Origin of the sequence: Croceitalea rosinachiae (genome assembly GCF_031846445.1) — a bacterium.
In the GTDB taxonomy this organism is placed as follows: Bacteria; Bacteroidota; Bacteroidia; order Flavobacteriales; family Flavobacteriaceae; genus Croceitalea; species Croceitalea rosinachiae.
Genome location: NZ_JAVRHR010000002.1, coordinates 382,036 through 401,240, shown reverse-complemented (window position 1 = coordinate 401,240; position 19,205 = coordinate 382,036). Strand labels below are relative to the sequence as shown.

20 protein-coding genes are annotated in these 19,205 nt (G+C 35.8%); 5 read left to right on the top strand and 15 right to left on the bottom strand.

Annotation, left to right across the window (positions count from 1 at the left end; genetic code table 11):
• Positions 1-45: 45 nt before the first annotated feature.
• The 9 genes from RM706_RS09565 to RM706_RS09525 all read right to left on the bottom strand — a co-directional run bounded on the left by RM706_RS09565 (position 46) and on the right by RM706_RS09525 (position 8,486).
• Entirely contained in the window at positions 46-1,056 is a 1,011-nt protein-coding gene (locus RM706_RS09565) for a glycosyltransferase family 2 protein (RefSeq protein WP_311350837.1), read from the bottom strand.
• Between the two features lie 57 nt (positions 1,057-1,113).
• A complete protein-coding gene (locus RM706_RS09560) occupies positions 1,114-1,926 on the bottom strand; it encodes an enoyl-ACP reductase FabI (RefSeq protein ID WP_311350836.1) in 813 nt (270 codons plus the stop codon).
• A gap of 52 nt (positions 1,927-1,978) precedes the next feature.
• Positions 1,979-3,631 (bottom strand): DNA repair protein RecN, encoded by a 1,653-nt coding sequence (recN, locus tag RM706_RS09555; protein ID WP_311350835.1) that lies wholly within the window; start codon positions 3,629-3,631, stop codon positions 1,979-1,981.
• A gap of 47 nt (positions 3,632-3,678) precedes the next feature.
• Positions 3,679-4,572, bottom strand: coding sequence for a type IX secretion system protein PorD (gene porD / locus RM706_RS09550; RefSeq protein WP_311350834.1), 894 nt, complete (start codon positions 4,570-4,572; stop codon positions 3,679-3,681).
• Positions 4,565-5,773, bottom strand: a complete 1,209-nt coding sequence (gene coaBC / locus RM706_RS09545; protein ID WP_311350833.1) for a bifunctional phosphopantothenoylcysteine decarboxylase/phosphopantothenate--cysteine ligase CoaBC — start codon at positions 5,771-5,773, stop codon at positions 4,565-4,567. Before coaBC ends, porD begins: the two co-directional genes overlap by 8 nt.
• A complete protein-coding gene (locus RM706_RS09540; protein ID WP_311350832.1) occupies positions 5,774-6,100 on the bottom strand; it encodes a DNA-directed RNA polymerase subunit omega in 327 nt (108 codons plus the stop codon).
• Between the two features lie 18 nt (positions 6,101-6,118).
• Positions 6,119-6,955, bottom strand: coding sequence for an outer membrane protein assembly factor BamD (locus RM706_RS09535; protein WP_311350831.1), 837 nt, complete (start codon positions 6,953-6,955; stop codon positions 6,119-6,121).
• A gap of 104 nt (positions 6,956-7,059) precedes the next feature.
• Positions 7,060-7,950 (bottom strand): 4-hydroxy-tetrahydrodipicolinate synthase, encoded by an 891-nt coding sequence (gene dapA, locus RM706_RS09530; protein WP_311350830.1) that lies wholly within the window; start codon positions 7,948-7,950, stop codon positions 7,060-7,062.
• Complete coding sequence (locus RM706_RS09525) at positions 7,950-8,486, bottom strand: DUF6913 domain-containing protein (protein ID WP_311350829.1); 537 nt, start codon at positions 8,484-8,486, stop codon at positions 7,950-7,952. Before RM706_RS09525 ends, dapA begins: the two co-directional genes overlap by 1 nt.
• Before the next feature lie 68 nt (positions 8,487-8,554).
• Between RM706_RS09525 and RM706_RS09520 the strand changes: the two genes are divergently transcribed.
• The 4 genes from RM706_RS09520 to RM706_RS09505 all read left to right on the top strand — a co-directional run bounded on the left by RM706_RS09520 (position 8,555) and on the right by RM706_RS09505 (position 13,300).
• A complete protein-coding gene (locus tag RM706_RS09520) occupies positions 8,555-9,319 on the top strand; it encodes a 5'-nucleotidase C-terminal domain-containing protein (RefSeq protein WP_311350828.1) in 765 nt (254 codons plus the stop codon).
• 1 nt (position 9,320) lies between these two features.
• Positions 9,321-10,238: a metallophosphatase gene (locus RM706_RS09515; RefSeq protein WP_311350827.1), complete on the top strand. Its 918-nt coding sequence runs from the start codon at positions 9,321-9,323 to the stop codon at positions 10,236-10,238.
• A gap of 85 nt (positions 10,239-10,323) precedes the next feature.
• Positions 10,324-11,247 (top strand): hypothetical protein, encoded by a 924-nt coding sequence (locus RM706_RS09510; RefSeq protein ID WP_311350826.1) that lies wholly within the window; start codon positions 10,324-10,326, stop codon positions 11,245-11,247.
• A 226-nt stretch (positions 11,248-11,473) separates the two neighbouring features.
• Positions 11,474-13,300, top strand: a complete 1,827-nt coding sequence (locus tag RM706_RS09505; RefSeq protein ID WP_311350825.1) for a Xaa-Pro dipeptidyl-peptidase — start codon at positions 11,474-11,476, stop codon at positions 13,298-13,300.
• Position 13,301: 1 nt separating this feature from the next.
• Here RM706_RS09505 and RM706_RS09500 read toward each other — a convergent pair whose 3' ends face one another.
• On the bottom strand, positions 13,302-13,604 hold the full coding sequence (locus tag RM706_RS09500; RefSeq protein ID WP_311350824.1) for a hypothetical protein: 303 nt from the start codon (positions 13,602-13,604) through the stop codon (positions 13,302-13,304).
• A gap of 9 nt (positions 13,605-13,613) precedes the next feature.
• Positions 13,614-14,216, bottom strand: coding sequence for a M23 family metallopeptidase (locus RM706_RS09495; protein ID WP_311350823.1), 603 nt, complete (start codon positions 14,214-14,216; stop codon positions 13,614-13,616).
• A gap of 1 nt (position 14,217) precedes the next feature.
• On the opposite strand from RM706_RS09495, the gene RM706_RS09490 reads away from it, so the two are divergent.
• Positions 14,218-15,240 carry a DUF3089 domain-containing protein gene (locus tag RM706_RS09490; RefSeq protein WP_311350822.1) on the top strand — a complete coding sequence of 341 codons (1,023 nt, stop codon included), beginning with the start codon at positions 14,218-14,220 and terminating at the stop codon, positions 15,238-15,240.
• 31 nt (positions 15,241-15,271) lie between these two features.
• Here RM706_RS09490 and ligA read toward each other — a convergent pair whose 3' ends face one another.
• Genes ligA through RM706_RS09470 form a run of 4 tightly spaced genes read right to left on the bottom strand, consistent with a single transcriptional unit; the run spans position 15,272 to position 19,192 of the window.
• Entirely contained in the window at positions 15,272-17,266 is a 1,995-nt protein-coding gene (ligA, locus tag RM706_RS09485) for an NAD-dependent DNA ligase LigA (protein WP_311350821.1), read from the bottom strand.
• Positions 17,267-17,848 carry an LOG family protein gene (locus RM706_RS09480; protein ID WP_311350820.1) on the bottom strand — a complete coding sequence of 194 codons (582 nt, stop codon included), beginning with the start codon at positions 17,846-17,848 and terminating at the stop codon, positions 17,267-17,269.
• Positions 17,849-18,700, bottom strand: a complete 852-nt coding sequence (gene prmC, locus RM706_RS09475; RefSeq protein WP_311350819.1) for a peptide chain release factor N(5)-glutamine methyltransferase — start codon at positions 18,698-18,700, stop codon at positions 17,849-17,851.
• A 3-nt stretch (positions 18,701-18,703) separates the two neighbouring features.
• On the bottom strand, positions 18,704-19,192 hold the full coding sequence (locus RM706_RS09470) for a GNAT family N-acetyltransferase (RefSeq protein ID WP_311350818.1): 489 nt from the start codon (positions 19,190-19,192) through the stop codon (positions 18,704-18,706).
• Positions 19,193-19,205 lie beyond the last annotated feature (13 nt).

Below are 19,205 nucleotides of genomic sequence, written 5' to 3'. Positions count from 1 at the left end.
TTACTTTTCTTTGATTCAGGTTTGTTATCAATTTTTTGAACAACACTATTTTTTTGAAAAGAACAATTCTGGAAAAAGCTCTTCTGCTGATTTACTGTTAAAGTTAAGCAAGATGGTTGACTTAAAGAAACCTATGCCGTAACCCATAAATTGGATACAAACCGCACGTAATGAAAGAAAAGCAATTTTTAAACTTTTATTCTTAATTAAGGAATCAAAAAAAAGCAAAACAAAATAAGCAGCATAACAAAGTGTGAGTTGTGGATAGCCAAAAAATATCATGATTATACTGAGCAAAAAACCAATTGAGAAAACGGAAGGAAACCAATAGGTAATCTTTTTAGAAGATGGGTGCCACTTATTTAAAATTGGACGGACTGAACCAAACTTATTCACTTGTCTGTAAAACTTTTTCCAATCAATGCGTCGCTTATGATACACAAACGCCTTAGGGAATAATCTAGTTTTGTATCCTTCATTCCAAATACGAAAAGTTAAATCAGGATCTTCTCCTGGATGAATGTTGCCAAATCCATTTGTAGCCTCAAAAGCTTCTTTTGACATTCCGAGATTAAAACTTCTTGGTTGAAATTTATTGACCGCTTTTTTACCTCCTCTAATTCCGCCTGTTGTGAAAAAAGATGTCATTGCGTAATTAATTGCCTTTTGCAAATCGGAGAAGGATTCATGAGCAGCATCGGGCCCTCCGTAGCAATGCACAAAATTACCATTTAGCTCTTTTTCAACTTCTGCCAAATACTGAGGTGGAATAATACAATCAGAATCGAGAATAATATAATAGTTACCCTGGGCACGCTCCATCCCATAATTGCGTGAGTGACCGGGACCAGTATTTTCTTTAAAATAATAACTAATTTGAAGTTTGTCTTTAAAAGATTCAACCACTCTTTTGGCACTTTCCGCAGAACCATCTTCAACCAATACTATTTCAAAAGGTCCATCAAATTCTTGTAGAGAAAGACTGTTCAGTAACTCTTCAACCTCATCAGGTCTATTGAAAACAGGAATAACAAATGAAAAAAACAATTTGGCCATGGCTATAAATACGAAAGCCACCCTAAAAAGGATGGCTTCGAATATTTTATCAAAGTCTTATTCGGTAAACTCATCAATTACCTCTTGACTTACACCGGTATTTGAGAAACCTCCGTCATGAAACAAATTCTGCATGGTGACTTTCTTAGTCAAATCAGAAAATAAAGAAACCGTGTAGTCCGCGCAATCTGAAGCAGTAGCATTTCCTAAGGGAGACATCTTTTCAGCATATGAAATAAAGCCGTCAAAACCTTTTACGCCTTGACCAGCGGTAGTTGGGGTGGGTGATTGTGAAATAGTATTTACCCTAACTTTTTTCTCTTTTCCAAAGAAATACCCAAAACTACGTGCAACTGACTCTAAATAGGCTTTGTTATCGGCCATATCATTATAATCAGGAAAAGTACGTTGTGCGGCCATATAGGTCAAGGCTACAATACTTCCCCATTCGTTCATGGCGTCTGCCTTGTAAAGTGATTGCATTACTTTATGAAAAGATAAAGCAGACACGTCCCATCCTTTAGTTGTGAAATCATATTTTTCATCAGTATACGCGCGACCTTTTCTAACGTTAACGGACATTCCTATTGAATGAAGTACAAAATCTAATTTACCCCCAAGAATCTCTGTAGATTTAGCTACCAAATTTGCCAAATCTTCTTCACTTGTAGCATCAGCAGGAATAATTTCTGAGTCTGTTTTCTCTGCAAGTGCATTAATCTGACCCATTCGCATAGCGATAGGTGCATTGGTCAAAACAAACGTCCCTCCTTCTTCATGAACCCGTTCAGCAGTTTTCCATGCAATGGAATTTGGGTCTAATGCTCCAAAAATGATTCCCCTCTTACCTTTTAATAGATTATAAGCCATTTATTATTATGTTATTTTAAGCCACAAAGATATTTAAAAATAGTGACCCATATCATTGTAATAACTGTCTTGCATGCGCCAATGCCGATTCAGATAGCGTTTTACCACCCAGCATCTCGGCAAGTTCACTTATTCTTTCATCATCTGTTAACTTGCGCATATCAGTTCTAGTGGATACTCCAAACTCTTCTTTGAATACTTTAAATTGTTCTTCGCCCTTAGAGGCAACTTGTGGCAAATGGGTAATAGAAAAAACTTGCATTGAACTTCCCATTTTTTTCATGATATCGCCCATTTTAGAGGATATTTCTCCAGAAACCCCAGTATCAATTTCATCAAACATTAAAGTAGGTAATTGCTCATAGTTGGCCAAAATTGATTTTATGGTAAGCATAATCCGAGAAAGTTCACCACCTGAAGCTACTTTCTTAAGTTCACCATAATCAGAACCCTTGTTTGCCGAAAATAAAAAGGCTAGGTCATCTTTACCATTAGAATTAAAATTCTCTATAGGATTTATTTCAATTTTAAAACTTGCAGAAGACATACCCAAATCATTAAGGTTTTGCTCCAACATGTTCTTAAGCTTTGGCACAATCAAATTTCTTTTTTTTCCGATTTCTAGAGCCTGCTTATCTAATCTCAATTTAATAGTATCAATAGAAGCTTCTTTATCTTTAATTTTAGAATTTATATTAATCGAAGCATCAACTCTTTCAGTCAAGGAATCTTTTAATTCTTTTAAATCTTGAACGGAGTTGACTTGATGTTTTTTAAACAAGCTATGTAATAATTGTAATTGCCCATTGACTTCTTCTAAACGATTTGGATTCGCCTCGACATCATCCTCTAATTTTTCTAATTCTGATGCTATATCTGTTAATTCAATAGCAATTGATTGTACACGCTCATTTAAAGAAAGATATTGATTACCGTACCCACTCAATCTTTGAGCAGACTGCTGTAAGATTGAAGCACTATTCAACAAACCAACTTGTTCATCACTCAACGCCTGATTGGCTTGTGATAACAAATCCATAATATTTTCTACATTAGAAAGTTGTTCATACTCTTGTTCCAATATTGAATGGATATTGTCTCCTAAAGGAGCTGCTTTCAATTCTTGAAGTAAAAAACTATTATAATCTAACTCTTTTGTTGCATTCGCTTGAAATTCTTGAAGTTGAAGAAGTTCTCTTTCTAGCTCTTTTAAGTCATTTAAACCTGAAGTATATTTATGTAGTAAACTTTTGTTTTCCGCTAACGCATCTATTACCCTAAATTGAAAATCATTTTCAGTTAGTTTTAGAGTTTGATGTTGTGAATGGATATCGACCAACTGCTCACCTAGACCGGATAATATATCAAGAGTAACCGGAGTATCATTAATAAAAGCTCTAGATTTACCACTAGGTAAAATTTCTCTTCGTAGTATCGTCAAACTTTCATAATCCAAATCATTATCCGAAAAATAAGGTTTTAGCCCATAATTCGAAATGGAAAACTCCGCCTCAATTATACACTTTTCTTCTTTGTTTTTAAGAGAAGATAAATCAGCCCTTTTTCCTAAAACTAGAGAAAGTCCGCCTAGAAGAATGGATTTACCAGCACCTGTTTCACCTGTAATTGTAGTAAAACCTTTATTAAATGAAACTTTTAGTTCATCAATAAGTGCATAATTTTTTATTGAAAGATGGGTAAGCAATGCTAATTATTTTGAATAGCAAAGATATGTGATATGAGTATAAAAAATCAATACTTTATATCATTCCAAGTGCTGGAGTAAAAAGGGGCAACCCTATTCAAACTTTCTTTCAGTTTGACAATATCGACCTTAGGGCCATCAGAAAAGATATTCTGGATTTCTTCTGACTTGGCGTCAAAGAATGTTTGAATCAAAAACGCATTTGGACGTCTCTTAATAAGAGTTTCAAATAGTCGAATACTACCTGCAATCACCTGTTTACCCGTACTATTATTATCACCTAGTATATCCATTCCTTTTCGGTGATAATTATACATGGCTATACGATACTCTCGAAAAGTGTTTGAGAGTAAATCGTCAACAATATCAAAACGGGTTCTATTTTCTGTAGCTGATTGGCTCCAGCCACCAAAATTTGTTCCTTGCGCTTGAGTGACAATATTTTGAGCAATTCTGTAGTAATCATCGCCGCCTTTTAAAGTAAATGTATCAGCGTCAAGACCAAGCATTACATAGACATAATAAGATATTACACCCACCAAATTTGAATCAAAAGAATTTGGATTATATACTAAAGGCTCAAATTCTTGATATTGAAAATCAAATGCGTTGTCTTTATAATTGAAAACAGGTGTTTCATAGGTAGTATTAAAAACCGGTCTTGAAGATTGCAATTGAATATTGGCTTGAAAACGGTCTGATTCATACTGAGTAATAGTTATGAACATTCTAGCATTTAAACGCTCATTTTCTTTATAAACACGATTTGTCCATTTGTTCTTATTAACAAAATCATTTAATGAACGTTCTAAAGTCTTGAATATTTGTTGGTTGGTCTGCCCTACTTGGTCAGAATTTACAGTAATAACAGCATTTAATTCTTGCGAGCTTGCTGCAAACGAAAACAGAACTAAAAAGAAAACCGTAAAAAGCTTATGCATTGCTATGTGAGATAATTTCTTGCCAAATGTCTAATGCGACCTCAGGCTTTGTCTTTAAATCAAACGCTTTTACATTCAAATTCTTATCTATAAAAGTGACTTTATTGGTACTACCACCAAAACCAGCACCGGTATCTTGTAAAGAATTTAAAACAATGGCATCTAGATTCTTTTTTTTCAACTTGATTTTGGCATTCTCCAACTCGTTTTCCGTCTCTAAAGCAAAACCAACTAAAAACTGGTTTTTCTTCAATTCTCCCATTGATTTCAGAATATCTTTAGTACGCTCCAACTGCAAAGAAAAACCATCTTCTATCTTTTTCTTGATCTTTTGCTCAGCTACGACTCTAGGTCGATAGTCTGCAACTGCCGCTGCGCATACTATGTAATCCATTAAAGGAAAATGCTTATGTGCTACATCAAACATTTCTTGTGCGCTTGTCACACGAATTAATTCAATTCCACCATGACTGACGGATAAGCTAGTCGGTCCAGAAATTAAAACAACTTTAGCACCCAAACTAGCTGCACTTTTTGCCAATTCAAAACCCATTGCACCAGTAGACCTATTCCCTAAAAAACGAACGGGATCAATGGCCTCATGGGTTGGACCGGCCGTTATCATGACTTTCTTTTCTAAAAGAGGAAGTCCTGTTTTTAGATGATTTTCAAGAAACGTTACAATATTCTCTGGTTCTGCCATTCTGCCCTCTCCATTCAAACCACTTGCCAGTTCTCCTGATTCAGCGGGAATCATAATATTACCAAAGGCTTCTAATTTTTCAAAAGAGTTTTTAGTGGAAGGGTGCTTGTACATATCCAAATCCATCGCCGGAGCGAAATACACTTTACATTTAGCGGAAAGGTAGGTCGCCAACAAAAGATTATCGCAAGTACCGTTGGCCATTTTAGACAGCGTATTCGCTGTTGCTGGAGCGATAAGCATTATGTCTGCCCAAAAACCTAAATCAACATGATTATTCCAAGAAATGCTTCCGTCTTCTTCATTCACAAAATCCATCAAAACCGGATTCTTTGATAGTGTAGAAAGTGTTAGTGGGGTAATAAAAGAGCTGGCACTTTGAGTCATTACTATTTTGACCTCGGCACCAGCTTTTATAAGTAAACGAACAAGAAAGCTTGTTTTATATGCAGCAATACCCCCTGTAATCGCCAAAAGGATATTTTTTCCGCTAAGCATTTAATCGTCTTTCTCTGTATTTCTATAATAAATTTTATCTTCCAACCACTCATGTACCGCAAGTGCATGGGGCTTTGGAAGTTTTTCATAAAACTTAGAAACTTCAATTTGTTCTTTGTTTTCAAAAACCTCTTCTAAGCTATCACTATATGTAGCAAACTCTTCTAGTTTTTCCAACAATTCTTTTTTGATTTCAGAATTGATTTGAATAGCTCTTTTTGATGCTATAGAAATTGCCTCATAAATATTGTCCGTCTTTTCATCAAACTCATTTTTATTGTGAGTAACTGTTGAAACGGAAGCTTTTGTATTCTTTAAATCATTCATATTCGTAGATTACTATAATTATTTTGATAAGGTTTCTTCAACCTTATTAAGTTCTTTTACTATTTTATCGTTGAAATTTTCTGCCTTCTTGGCAAACTTAGTTTCAGGATAAGACTTCATTAACGCCTCATAATAGGTCTTCGCCTCTTCATAACGCTCAGGTTGACGCTGTTGGATACTGTTTTCAGCTAAGTTGATTGCCGCCTTAAGACGGTAATAAAAAGCGTCTTCTCTATATACAGAACCTGGGTTGTCAGAAATAAAATTATCTAGAGCTGCTATTGCAGAAACTAAAATAGGGAAATTAAACTCACCCAATTTATCAAACTGTTTTGCAATTTCAATTTCTTTCTTTTGTTTTTTTATTGTCAACTCTTGAGCCATCGTATTGGCATCTTCAAAAAATTCTGATTCTGGGTACGTATTTATAAATGTCTGCAACTTACTCAAAGCTTTATCGGTATCCGTTTGGTCGAGCGAATATTTTGGGGACAACTCATAATAACTTTTGGCGCCTAAATAAACCGCCTCTTGTAATTTATCACTTTGAGGATAGGATTTGATAAAGCGCTCAAACTGATAACCGGATAAGTAATAATCTCCTGATTTAAAATACGAATCTGCAAAAAAGAACATTACTCTTTCCCCTTGTGGTTTACCAACGTATTTTGGCGCTATTTGCTCAAATAAGCGCTTGGCACGTTTATAATCACCTTCTTTATAATATTTCTCAGCTAAATCATACTTCGTCTTAACATCTTCATTTTTAAGTGCTTTTTGGTACTCATTACATGAAACCAATAAGAAAAGGGAGAATATAGTTATGGTTAAAACAGACCTCATTTTCAAAAACATCCTGCAAAATTAGTGATTATCAATGGATTTCAAAATTATTACCAGAAATAAAATTACCTCAGCTAAGCACCATAAACAATCCTTTTGGGCAAAATTTAACGCATTTAGGCGCTCACAGGTCTTTGTGAGTTCAAAAAAGTTCCTATTTTACGTTTTAAGTGTGCAGTAGCTTTCACCAGTGGTAGTCTAACTTCTCCATTACATATTCCTAAATGTTCGAAAACTGATTTAATACCTGCTGGATTTCCCTCTTCAAAGATTAGGTGCATTCCGTTCAACAAAGATTGGTGTATTTCATAAGCTGGTTCGGAATCACCTTGTAAACCTAATGAAATCATATCAGAAAATTGACGTGGCAAACCCTGACCTAATACCGAAATAACTCCTGAACCACCGGCCAAGACAGTAGCTAATGCCGTAAAGTCATCTCCAGAAATCAAATGAAAATCTTTGGGTTTGTTTTGTACGATTTCATCAAGTTGTAACATATCAGCAGAGGCTTCTTTGATGGCAACTATATTTACAAAATCATTAGCCAAACGCAAAGTTGTTTTTGGCAGCATATTCATTCCTGTTCTAGAGGGCACGTTATAGAGAATTATTGGCAATGACGAAGCTTCAGAAAGGGCTTTAAAATGTTGGTAAATACCTTCTTGAGTGGGTTTGCTATAAGCCGGAGAAACCGACAAAATAGCTTCATAATCCATAAAGTCCGTTTTTTGTAATTCTTCGACTAAAGCGAAGGTGTTGTTACCTCCTATGCCAACCACCAACGGTAAACGACCGGCATTAGCTAAAGAAATGGTCTTCATCACCAATTGCTTTTCTTGCTTTGTTAAAGTAACAGATTCTGCCGTAGTACCTAAAGCAACTAAATAGTCGATTCCATTAGCAATTTGGTATTCAACGATTCGTTCCAAAGCTTTAACATCAATATCTCCACCTTTATCGAAAGGTGTTACTAAGGCTACTCCTGTTCCCAAAATCTGTTCCATTATTCTAATTCTTTTAATACTCTTAAATACTTCTTCAATTCACTTCTAAACATGCTAAAGTCTTTCAAATCGGTACTGAACATCAAATCATTTATTTTATCATCTACGCCTACAAAACCTACTCGCAATCGAGAATGGACTTTAGCCGATAGTAATTTGAGCATCAATCTATCTTCATTGTAATAATTGATAAGTACATCATACTCTCTACTTACAAATTCAGATACATGACTGTTTTCTATAGATCCATTCCAACCCAAATCTTTATCTGTGAAAAATTGTATAGAAAAGGGATTGTTTTTATCATGTCCCCTCTTGTAGCCAATAATTTGAATTGCATTTGGTGCTAAGGAAAAATCCTTTCGAAGTTCATTAAATTGCTCCGCATTAGGAAAATTATCCATATCAACAATACATGCAATAGCTTTTATACCATTTCCTCGATTTGTCGGTATTTTAGATTTTAACAGCTCATCTTCTAAGTATTTAAGACTTGACTTTACTTTAAATTTATCTTGAATTGCTCTTAATATCATCTGTAAATATGCATTTTTACAAATGTAATTAATATACTTGCTTTCCAAATACGAAGATAAAACGGTTTATGTTTTTAAAAATAAAACACTTTGTTATATTTATAACAATCTATTTCTTTGTAAGCTGTGCGGATAGCCTTCAAATCCCCAATAAGATAGAGGCAAAGAAGATTTCCGTTGACCTACAAATTGAAGGTTCAGATTCTATTAAAACTTTTATAACCCCTTATCGAGAAAGGATTAACACAATCTTAGATAGTACCCTAGCTTATGTTTCTAGCGATTTAGTAAAAGATGATGGGCAATTAAATACTTCTGCAGGTAACTTTTTGGCTGATTTAGTTCTTGAACAAGCCAACCCCATTTTTGAATCAAGAAAAGGGAAGTCTATCGATTTTGTGGTCTTGAACCATGGGGGTATCAGAGCTATTGTTTCAAAAGGCAGCGTAAATGCCAGAACTGCATATCAGGTAATGCCATTTGAAAACTATATTGTTGTGGTAGAAATGGATGGAAATGCAGTTCGCGATTTACTTACATTTTTAGCTAAATCTGGCAGAGCACACCCAATTTCGAATATGGAACTGGTTTTGGACGAAGCTGGTAATTATACCAAAATCATGATTAATGGTCAGCCTTTTGATGAAAACAAAACTTACTATGTGGCGAGTAATGATTACTTGATTCAAGGCGGAGATGAAATGGGCTTTTTTAAAAGTCGTACTTCTGTTACCAATACGGATTATTTAGTCCGTAATGCCATCATAGACTATTTCAAGAAGATGGATACCATCACTTCAACCGTTGATAACCGTTTCATTCAATTGAACTAATATGCAAAGACGTTCATTTCTTAAAAAGACTACCGCTACTGGCACTTTTTTAGGACTAGGAGGGTTAACAACTCTAAACTCTTGTAAAAAAGTAGGCAAAAAACACATCACTATTCTACATACCAATGATGTGCATAGTCATATTGATCCTTTCCCTAGTGATCATTCTCGTTATGCCAATTTGGGCGGATTAGCACGTCGAGCCACCCTGGTGCAAGAAATTAGAACTGAAAACCCAAATACCCTTTTGTTTGACGCTGGAGACATTTTTCAGGGTACTCCCTATTTCAACTTTTATGGAGGCGAACTGGAATTCAAGTTGATGAGCATGCTCAACTATGATGCTGCAACGATAGGCAACCATGATTTTGATAATGGCATTGATGGGCTTTTAGCTCAGATGCCCCATGCTAAGTTTGAGCTGATTTCTGCAAACTATGACTTTTCCAATACGGTTATGGATGGGTTTGTTAAACCTTATCAGACCTATTTGATTGATAACATTAAAATAGGCGTTTATGGATTAGGCATTTCATTGGACGGATTGGTGACAAAAAAACTATATAAAGAAACTAAATATGAGGACCCATATAATGTAGCATTGGACGCAGAACGAATTTTGAAAGAAAAAGAAAAATGCGACATTATTGTTTGTCTATCTCATTTAGGGTATGATTATGAGGGTAACCCTAATCGACCTGATGATGTTCGTTTAGCCGCTAGAACCGCATATACGAACCTAATTATTGGTGGGCATACCCATACTTTTTTAGACAAACCGGATGTTATTTCAAACACTATAGGAATGCCCGTTTTAGTCAATCAAGTTGGTTGTTATGGACTAAATTTAGGCCGTATTGATTTCTATTTTGATGAAACGAAGTCAGTTACTGCGAATGGAATTAGTATTTCTGTATAACAAATTACAGAGATTTATATTTTTATTTCTAGTTGATGTAACAATTTCATAAAAATATCATCTTTACCATATTAACATCAATCAAATGAAATCAATTCGAAAAAAGGTAATATTGCTTGTCTGTAGTATTGCCTTTTCTACTAGTATTTTTTCTCAAAGCGAGCTACTTTTTAACGATATTCATTTATATGAATCACTTTCTACTGTAAAAGAAAAGCTTAGTGACAAAGTACTATCCCATTCTTTAATAGCTATAGAAGAACCCATTTTTCCATTATCCTCAGACCGAGAAGAACATTTACTATGTACCAACTTGAAAACCATAAATGGCCTATTGGCAAACGTGGTTTTTACTTTTGCTGATGACCAATTGCACTATGTTCAGGTTCAAGGTAATGCTACCAATACCCTAGTTAGTAAAAGAAAAGATACTGCTATCACATATCTTGATTTTGATGTCTATAGAAAAGACAACCTCTTTAGTAATCCAAAAAATGATTTGGTAAGATATATAACCAAAGAAGCCGCCCATACCAACTTATTTGCTTGGCAGAACCCTTATGTCGATGGTGACGGTTCTATAAGTGCCATTTACAAGACTACTATTGAAATTCCAAATTTCCTCAAAATGGGTGCTGATTTAGAGCAGCTCCGACCTCTTATAGAGGCTAATAGTACCATAATTAAAGAAGAAAAACTAGATGGTTCTGACCCAAACGCGCAACTACAATTAAATTGTTTCGGAGTCGAATACGCCGGATTTCCAAGAAAAATTGAAGCAAGATTCGGAGATGGCAAACTAAATACCGTTTGGATATTGACTGGAAAAGGAGAAGAGGATCGGCTAAGAAAAAAACTAACAGCCCATTATGGAGACCCTATTTTCGTAACTGATGAATGGGAAATATTTGAAAATTGGACCATTGGCTTGCGTAAAGACAAACCGGAAATTTTATTGCTTACACAAGAATTAGGGCAACATTATAAAAAAGAATATTTTAAGCAATAAGCTGAGTATTATTTATCAAAATGAAAATACCTCAATTGAGGTGCCTTCTTCTTTAGAATTTATATTTCTCTTTTATCAATGATAAACAATTCAACAAATACCTGAACCGATCGGATATTTGAATTGATTATCTGAAAATTTTAATCTGCTATATAACAAACTTAAAAACGATTAGAGCATTTAGTTTTTCATTATTACATTTAGTCTTCTAAACTAAAATAGAGACATGAAAAAGCTATTTCTATCACTTACCATATTATCAATTGTTTTTTTTGGAAACGCTCAATCTTTTGAAAAAGCAACTCCCATATTTGAAAATGGCGAAGCACAAATCGTTGAAGCTTTTTCAGACCCCTCGAAATGGTTACGCCATGATTTATTTGTAGAGGCAGAATTTGATACCGATGGGGATGGTAAACTAGACAGAATGCATGTTTCGGTTACACGCCCTCAACAAACAGAATCTGAGGGATTAAAACTACCTATCATATATGTTTCAAGTCCTTATTTTGCAGGAGTAGCTCCAAATGTAGATGGTCTTTTTTGGGATGTCAAACATGAGTTAGGAGAAATGGCAAAAGATAGGGTACATCCTGAGGTAAAGCGTTTAGGTCAGCGTCCTATCATTTCTAATTCACATATTAAAAAATGGGTGCCACGCGGGTATATCGTAGTACATTCTTCTTCGCCAGGCACTGGGCTTTCGCAAGGTTCGCCCACCGTAGGGGGCGATAATGAATCACTGGCCCCAAAAGCGGTAATTGATTGGTTGTGTGGGCGTGCAAAGGGATATTCAGAACCCTATGGCAATAAAACTATTGAAGCATACTGGTCAACTGGTAAAGTTGGTATGACTGGCACTTCTTATAATGGAACGATTCCTTTAGCCGCAGCCACTACCGGAGTCGAAGGTTTAGAAGCTATTATTCCTATTGCACCCAACACATCATATTACCATTATTACAGATCAAATGGATTGGTTCGCTCACCTGGGGGTTATCTAGGTGAGGATATTGATGTGCTTTATGACTTTATCCATAGTGGAGATGAGGCTAAGCGACCCTACAACAATAAAAATGTTCGCGATACCGAAATGAAAAACGGTATGGATAGAATAACCGGAGATTATAATGATTTCTGGGCAGGACGTGATTATTTGAATGATATGAAACCCATGAAGGCTGCTTTATTAATGTCTCATGGTTTTAATGACTGGAATGTGATGCCAGAGCACAGCTACCGTATCTACAAAGCAGCGAAAGAAAAAGGACTCTCCGTTCAAACCTATTACCATCAAAATGGACATGGCGGTCCACCACCTATCCGTTTAATGAACCGTTGGTTTACACGTTATTTACATGGTGTCGAAAATGGTGTTGAAAAAGACCCAAAAGCATGGATTGTAAGAGAGCACGACACGCAAGAAAATCCAACTTCATACCCAGATTATCCAAATCCTGATACCTCTTTGGTTACATTAAATCTAACAAAAGGAGGAAACAAATCTGGTGGATTGACAATCGAAAAAATAAGAAAACAAGGCACTGAATTACTGATTGATGACTATCAGGTTTCGGGGGCTGAATTAGCCAAAGCTAAGGTTTCTGATAACCGACTGCTTTACCTTACGCCTAAGTTTACAAAAGACCTCCATATTTCAGGAGCCCCAAGAGTGACCATAAAGCTTTCTAGCAGTAAACCTGCCGCTAATCTTTCAGTTTGGCTGGTTTCACTTCCTTGGAACAGCGATTCAAAAGCAAAAATCACAGACAATATTATCACCCGTGGTTGGGCCGATCCACAAAATTATAAATCACTAACAAAAAGTGAACCCTTAGAATCTGGTAAGTTTTATAATATTTCTTTTGAATTGATGCCTGATGACCAAATCATTTCTAAAGGTCAACAAATAGGCTTGCTCATTTTTAGCAGTGATCAAGAATTTACTTTACATCCAGAACCCGGTACAGAACTGACCATAGATTTAAATGAAACTAAATTAGAACTGCCTATTGTTGGAGGTATAGAAGGATTAAAATCTTCAATAAAATAGATTAAGAAGAATCTAAAAAAGCATCAACTATTTCTTTGATTTCATCATCAAAAGAGGTTTTGCAAAAAGATTTTTCAGCTTGATTGTACCAGTACCCTGCGTTGAACTTATCACCTTCAACATGGTGCAAATGGGTGTGAATCCAACTTCCTATTTTGGTATTCAAATCTTGGGCAATGTTGTGAGATGATACCCATTGACCATTTGCAGCATACCATAAAGATTGAAGGGCTGGAGGCCAATCTTTTTCTGGAGCAATATTGCTTAGAGTGGTTTTAAATGTCTCAAAAATTTCTGGTATCATAACACTATATTATGGTCTTAACCATCTATCAGGGTTTAAATAAAACATTTTCTTCCAACCTTGAACTGCTTCATTATCCTTCAAGTTAAAATAAGGAAAAGGGGTTGTAATTGCATAATGTAAGTGCGCCGGTTTCCCTTTAGCATTCCCCGTATCTCCCACAGTTCCAAGGATGGTCCCTCTTTTAAAAGGCTTTAGTGGAAAAGTTTGTATTTCATTTAGGTGAGCATAGTAGTGAAACCGCCATTTAGGACCTAAAACCATAACTGATTTCCCTCCTTTTCCCCCTTCAGAAGTATAAATTACGATTCCATTGGTAGAAGCAATAACGGGAGTTCCTTTTTCAGCGAAAATGTCAATGCCTTTATGTGTAATAGAACTGCCCCACGGATATGCCCAAAAAGAATCTTTAGTCCAATCATTAGTGGCTGCGCCTTGAACAGGGATTATCATATTTTGAGGAATAACAAAACCTAAAATCAATAGTACAAGTGGTAACCAAAACCATTTTTTAAAATAACGATAACGTACTAAAAAGGCAAAACTCGACAAAAGCAAAAACCAAAACCGCCTTGTAGTGTTCGTTATCATTTCTTTTTCTAAATTAGACATTATGAATAAATACCCACCCCTTGTCTTTATATTTTTAGCGATTTGCTTTTTCTCCTGCAAATCATATGGTCCAGTTACCGCCTTTCAAAATAATTCTCCGGAAACCATTGACTTTGGAAATCTTGCACATTGGGCTGCGCATCCTGACAAACGAGACAATGCAGATTTAATTCCGGGTTCAGATGCAAAACCAGCACCGAATCTCGCTGCGGATGTTTTTTTTATACATCCCACTATTTACAACGGCAAAGGCAAAAACTTGAGATGGAATCCTAGCATTTCTGATTCTATTTTAAATAAACGTGTTGACAATTCGACCATCAAATTTCAGGCCAGTGCTTTTAATGCCGCAGGTCGTGTTTTTGCCCCCCGCTACCGTCAAGCACATCTAGTGAGTTATAGTACCGACGATAAAGACTCTGCAAAAAAAGCCTTTGCATTGGCATATTCCGATGTGAAAAATGCTTTTGAGCATTATCTAAAATATTATAATAATGGAAGACCTATTATCATAGCTAGCCATAGTCAGGGCACAGCTCATGGAGGCCCTTTAATCAAAGAATTTTTTGATGGCACTCCATTGCAACAACAATTAGTGGCCGCATATCTGATAGGTTTACCAGTGCCAAAAAATTATTTTGAACGTTTATGGCCCTGCGAAGACCCCGAAGGTCTTAATTGCACTATCTCTTGGCGTACCTTCAAACGAGGTCATGTTCCTGATGATAGACCACTTGGTGATTCTATTTTGGTCACTAATCCGTTAAGTTGGAAAATTGATACTACCTATGTTTCCAAGACAAAAAATAAGGGATCCGTCTTTCGTAATTTTGACAAAGTACAACCGCGTCGAGTCGATGCACAGATTCACAACGGGATACTTTGGGCCAGTAAGCCCCGTTTTCCATGGAGCTTTTTGTTTAGACGAAAAAACTACCACATCGCTGATATTAATTTCTATTATATGGATATCAGGCTTAATGCAAAACAGAGAGTTGAAAAATGGTTAGAGGCAAGAAATTAAAGTCTTCTTCCCCTACCAAATAAAAAGCCCGTTAAACCATACCTAAAAAGTCTTGTTCTGAGATTATTGGCACCCCTAAGTTTTCAGCTTTAGTGCGCTTGCTTGGCCCCATTTTATCACCAGCAACTAAAAAAGAAGTTTTTGAAGAAATAGAAGAACTTACTTTACCACCGTTATCCTCTATCAATTTTTTAAGTTCGGTTCTCCCAAGACTTTCAAACACCCCTGAGACTACAAATGTCTTCCCTTTTAAAGTATCTGATTGGTTTTGTAATTGTTCGTCAGATAATGAAAATTGTAATCCGTAAGTTTTTAATCGAGAAATGATTTCATGATTAACATCATCATCAAAAAACTGAACTAAGCTTTCTGCTATTCGGTCTCCAATTTCATCAACAGCAACCAATTCTTCTTGTGATGCAATCATTAAAGCATCTATATTTTTATATGCTTTCGCAAGCTTTTTGGCTACAGTCTCACCAACATACCGAATTCCTAATCCGAATAAAACACGTTCAAACGGAATCGCTTTTGAAGCCTCTACCCCATTGACCAAATTATCGGCAGACTTTTCGGCCATGCGTTCTAAAGGCATCACTTGCTCTTTGGTCAAAGTATACAAATCAGCGTAGTTTCGTATCAATCCTTCTTTAAACAGTAACTCTACTGTTTCTGCACCAAGGCCTTCAATATCCATGGCCTTACGAGCTATAAAATGTTGGATGCGACCCGTTATTTGTGGCGGACAACCCATATCATTCGGACAAAAATGTTGTGCTTCGCCTTCTTTACGAATTAGCTCAGTTCCACATTCTGGACAGTGCGTTCTATAAACAGTAGGAACCGAATTAACTGGTCGCTTTGTAAAATCTACAGCAATGATTTTCGGAATAATCTCACCTCCTTTTTCGACAAACACCATATCTCCTTCTCTAATATCCAACTTTTCTATTTGGTCGGCATTATGTAGCGAAGCTCTTTTTACTGTGGTACCTGCAAGTAATACAGGTTCTAGATTGGCTACTGGCGTAATTGCCCCTGTTCTACCTACCTGATATGTAATTTCATCTAAAACAGTGGAGACTTGTTCTGCTTTAAATTTATAGGCCATCGCCCATCTAGGGGCTTTTGCAGTGTACCCCAATTCTTCTTGATGTCGTAAACTATTTACTTTTACAACAACTCCATCAGTTTCATAAGGTAAATCATGTCGTTTTAAATCCCATCCTTCTACAAACTGCATGACCTCATCCGTAGTTTTGCAAAGCTTTGCCACAGTTGGCACTTTAAAACCCCATGAGCGGGCTCTTTCAAGCATATCAAACTGCGAGTTAAAATTTAAATTTTTACCTACCACACTATATAAAAGACATTCTAAAGGGCGTTTAGCAACTTCGACACTGTCTTGTAACTTTAAACTGCCTGAGGCAGTATTTCTTGGGTTCATATAGGCTTCTTCGCCATTTGCCAAACGCTCTTGGTTCATTTTTGCAAAACCTTCAAGTGTTAATATCAGCTCTCCACGAATATCAAATTTATCGGGATACTCTCCCTTTAATTGTAAGGGTACTGATTTAATGGTCTTAATATTGGTCGTTACGTTATCACCTTGAAATCCATCACCACGGGTTACTGCGCGTACCAATTTCCCTTCTTCATAAGTAAGGCTTATAGAAGCACCATCATACTTTAATTCACAAGTAAATTCAACCATGACATCACCTAGAATACGCTGAATACGCTTTTCCCAATCTTCTAAATCTTCTTTTGAATACGAATTATCCAAAGAATACATTCGTGATTCATGTGTTACAGTTTCAAAATTCTTGGTTATGGCACCTCCCACTCTAAGACTTGGCGAAGTCTCATCATAAAATTCTGGATGTTCGACCTCTAGAGCCTGCAGTTCTTTAAGTTTTAAATCAAACTCATAGTCCGAAATACTTGGGCTATCAAGCACATAGTACTTATGGTTATGTTGTCTTAATTCATCTCGTAAAGCAGCTATTTTTTGTTCAATACTCATTTAAGTTTGGTCTTTAGTAATCCACTTTGGTACAGGTATTGGTGAGTAGTTCTTCATTTTGGACAACAAAGAATCAGCATCCATATCTACCAATAACATATCATAATTTATTTTCTTTACAAAACCTTGATCAACCATATGATGCATCATTTGAAGTAAGGCATCATAAAATCCATTAGTATTTAAAATTCCAATAGGAAACTGGTGTAAACCTAACTGTGCCCATGTTAGCATTTCAAAAAACTCCTCTAAAGTTCCATATCCGCCTGGCAACATGATAATGCCATCTGAAAGTTCGTGCATCTTCATTTTTCGTTCATGCATATCCTTTGTGATAAAAAGTTCTGTCAAATTTGGGTGGTAAACTTCTTTTTTCATTAAAAATTCAGGAATAACACCTATAACTTCACCATTTGCTTTTAGAGTACCTTCCGCTAAAGCACCCATTATACCAATCTTGGCTCCACCATATACCAGCTTAATTTCATATTGAGCAAGGGTTTGTCCTAATTGAAAAGCATCTTCCGCATATTCTTCTATCTTTCCTTCACTACTCCCACAAAAAACTACAATACTGTTCATTCAATCCATTTTTTGACACTTCAACATCCGATTATTTTCAAAAATATCTTTTTTTACTTCTATTTTAATGAAATTTTGATTCTCTAAAAGTGATTTGGTTTCAGAGCCAAGATATTGATTGATTTCTAGATATAAATTTCCTTTCTCTCCCAAATTAGAATTGGCAAATTCACCAATCGCTTTATAAAACAACAATGGGTCATTATCAGGGACAAAAAGTGCTATTTCCGGTTCATGCTTTTTTACATTGTTTTGAATTTTTTTCTTTTCTAACTCCCTCACATAAGGTGGGTTAGACACTACTATATCAAAAGTCAAGTCTAAATTGAAATTTAAAATATCGGCTTGAATAAATTCTATGAATACTCCATTTGATACAGCATTTTCTTTAGCTATCTGCAAGGCTTCTTTAGAAATATCCAAAGCGTAAACTTTGGCTTTTGGAAATGCTTTGGCTAGAGAGATAGCAATACAACCACTACCTGTGCCAATATCAAGAATTCTAATTTGTGGTTTGTGATTCTTGGTTTCAGAAATTATCCATTGTACCAGCTCTTCTGTTTCTGGTCTTGGTATTAAGGTATTGCCATTTACTTTTAAGGTCAAATCCATAAAGTATGCCCTTCCAAAAATATACTGTAATGGTTCTTCTTGATTTAGCCTAGCTAGGGTTTCAAATAATGGTCGTTCTTCGTCTTTGGTAAGTGCTAAATTTGGTTGCATCACCAAAACAAAGCGCTCCAATTTTAAAAAGTGTTCTATGGATTGATAGAAAAAGCTATCGATTTCTTCCTTCGGGTATAATTCCAAAAGTTCTTTATGAAAAATGTTCTTGATTTCTGATAACTGCATTGACTACAGCTTTTTTAACATATAAACGGGGCAAGAAGTATGCCCTGTGCACCCCATGGGAGCATCTACATATTCAAATCCATTTCCCTTGTACAGTGACTGTGCAGCCTTCATATAGGGCATTGTTTCTAAATAACAACTATCAAAACCATAGGCCTTGGCTTGATCCAAGCAAACCTTTATGAGTTTTTTTCCAAGCCCTTTACCTCTGGCTTCAGGTAGAAAATACATTTTTTGCAGTTCGCAGGTATTACCGTTATAATTTGACAAAGGTGCAATACCAGCACAACCTATTATTTTTTCATGATTTTCAATCACGTAATATTCAGCCTTAGGCAGAGCATTATATGCTTCGTACATGCGACTCAGTTCTTTATCTTCATAAGCTGTTCCTGTTTTTGGCACGTCCAATTCTTCAAAAACATACCGCACAATTTCAGCAACTTGTGCATTATCTTTAGCCTCTATCTTACGAATTATAGCAGTCTGCATTTTGCAATTTATT

Coding starts and splice junctions, on each gene's coding strand:
- RM706_RS09565 (WP_311350837.1), bottom strand. CDS start 1,056: ATGGCCAAATTGTTTTTTTCATTTGTTATTCCTGTTTTCAATAGACCT.
- RM706_RS09560 (WP_311350836.1), bottom strand. CDS start 1,926: ATGGCTTATAATCTATTAAAAGGTAAGAGGGGAATCATTTTTGGAGCA.
- porD (WP_311350834.1), bottom strand. CDS start 4,572: ATGCATAAGCTTTTTACGGTTTTCTTTTTAGTTCTGTTTTCGTTTGCA.
- coaBC (WP_311350833.1), bottom strand. CDS start 5,773: ATGCTTAGCGGAAAAAATATCCTTTTGGCGATTACAGGGGGTATTGCT.
- RM706_RS09540 (WP_311350832.1), bottom strand. CDS start 6,100: ATGAATGATTTAAAGAATACAAAAGCTTCCGTTTCAACAGTTACTCAC.
- RM706_RS09535 (WP_311350831.1), bottom strand. CDS start 6,955: ATGTTTTTGAAAATGAGGTCTGTTTTAACCATAACTATATTCTCCCTT.
- dapA (WP_311350830.1), bottom strand. CDS start 7,950: ATGGAACAGATTTTGGGAACAGGAGTAGCCTTAGTAACACCTTTCGAT.
- RM706_RS09525 (WP_311350829.1), bottom strand. CDS start 8,486: ATGATATTAAGAGCAATTCAAGATAAATTTAAAGTAAAGTCAAGTCTT.
- RM706_RS09520 (WP_311350828.1), top strand. CDS start 8,555: ATGTTTTTAAAAATAAAACACTTTGTTATATTTATAACAATCTATTTC.
- RM706_RS09515 (WP_311350827.1), top strand. CDS start 9,321: ATGCAAAGACGTTCATTTCTTAAAAAGACTACCGCTACTGGCACTTTT.
- RM706_RS09510 (WP_311350826.1), top strand. CDS start 10,324: ATGAAATCAATTCGAAAAAAGGTAATATTGCTTGTCTGTAGTATTGCC.
- RM706_RS09505 (WP_311350825.1), top strand. CDS start 11,474: ATGAAAAAGCTATTTCTATCACTTACCATATTATCAATTGTTTTTTTT.
- RM706_RS09500 (WP_311350824.1), bottom strand. CDS start 13,604: ATGATACCAGAAATTTTTGAGACATTTAAAACCACTCTAAGCAATATT.
- RM706_RS09495 (WP_311350823.1), bottom strand. CDS start 14,216: ATGTCTAATTTAGAAAAAGAAATGATAACGAACACTACAAGGCGGTTT.
- RM706_RS09490 (WP_311350822.1), top strand. CDS start 14,218: ATGAATAAATACCCACCCCTTGTCTTTATATTTTTAGCGATTTGCTTT.
- ligA (WP_311350821.1), bottom strand. CDS start 17,266: ATGAGTATTGAACAAAAAATAGCTGCTTTACGAGATGAATTAAGACAA.
- RM706_RS09480 (WP_311350820.1), bottom strand. CDS start 17,848: ATGAACAGTATTGTAGTTTTTTGTGGGAGTAGTGAAGGAAAGATAGAA.
- prmC (WP_311350819.1), bottom strand. CDS start 18,700: ATGCAGTTATCAGAAATCAAGAACATTTTTCATAAAGAACTTTTGGAA.
- RM706_RS09470 (WP_311350818.1), bottom strand. CDS start 19,192: ATGCAGACTGCTATAATTCGTAAGATAGAGGCTAAAGATAATGCACAA.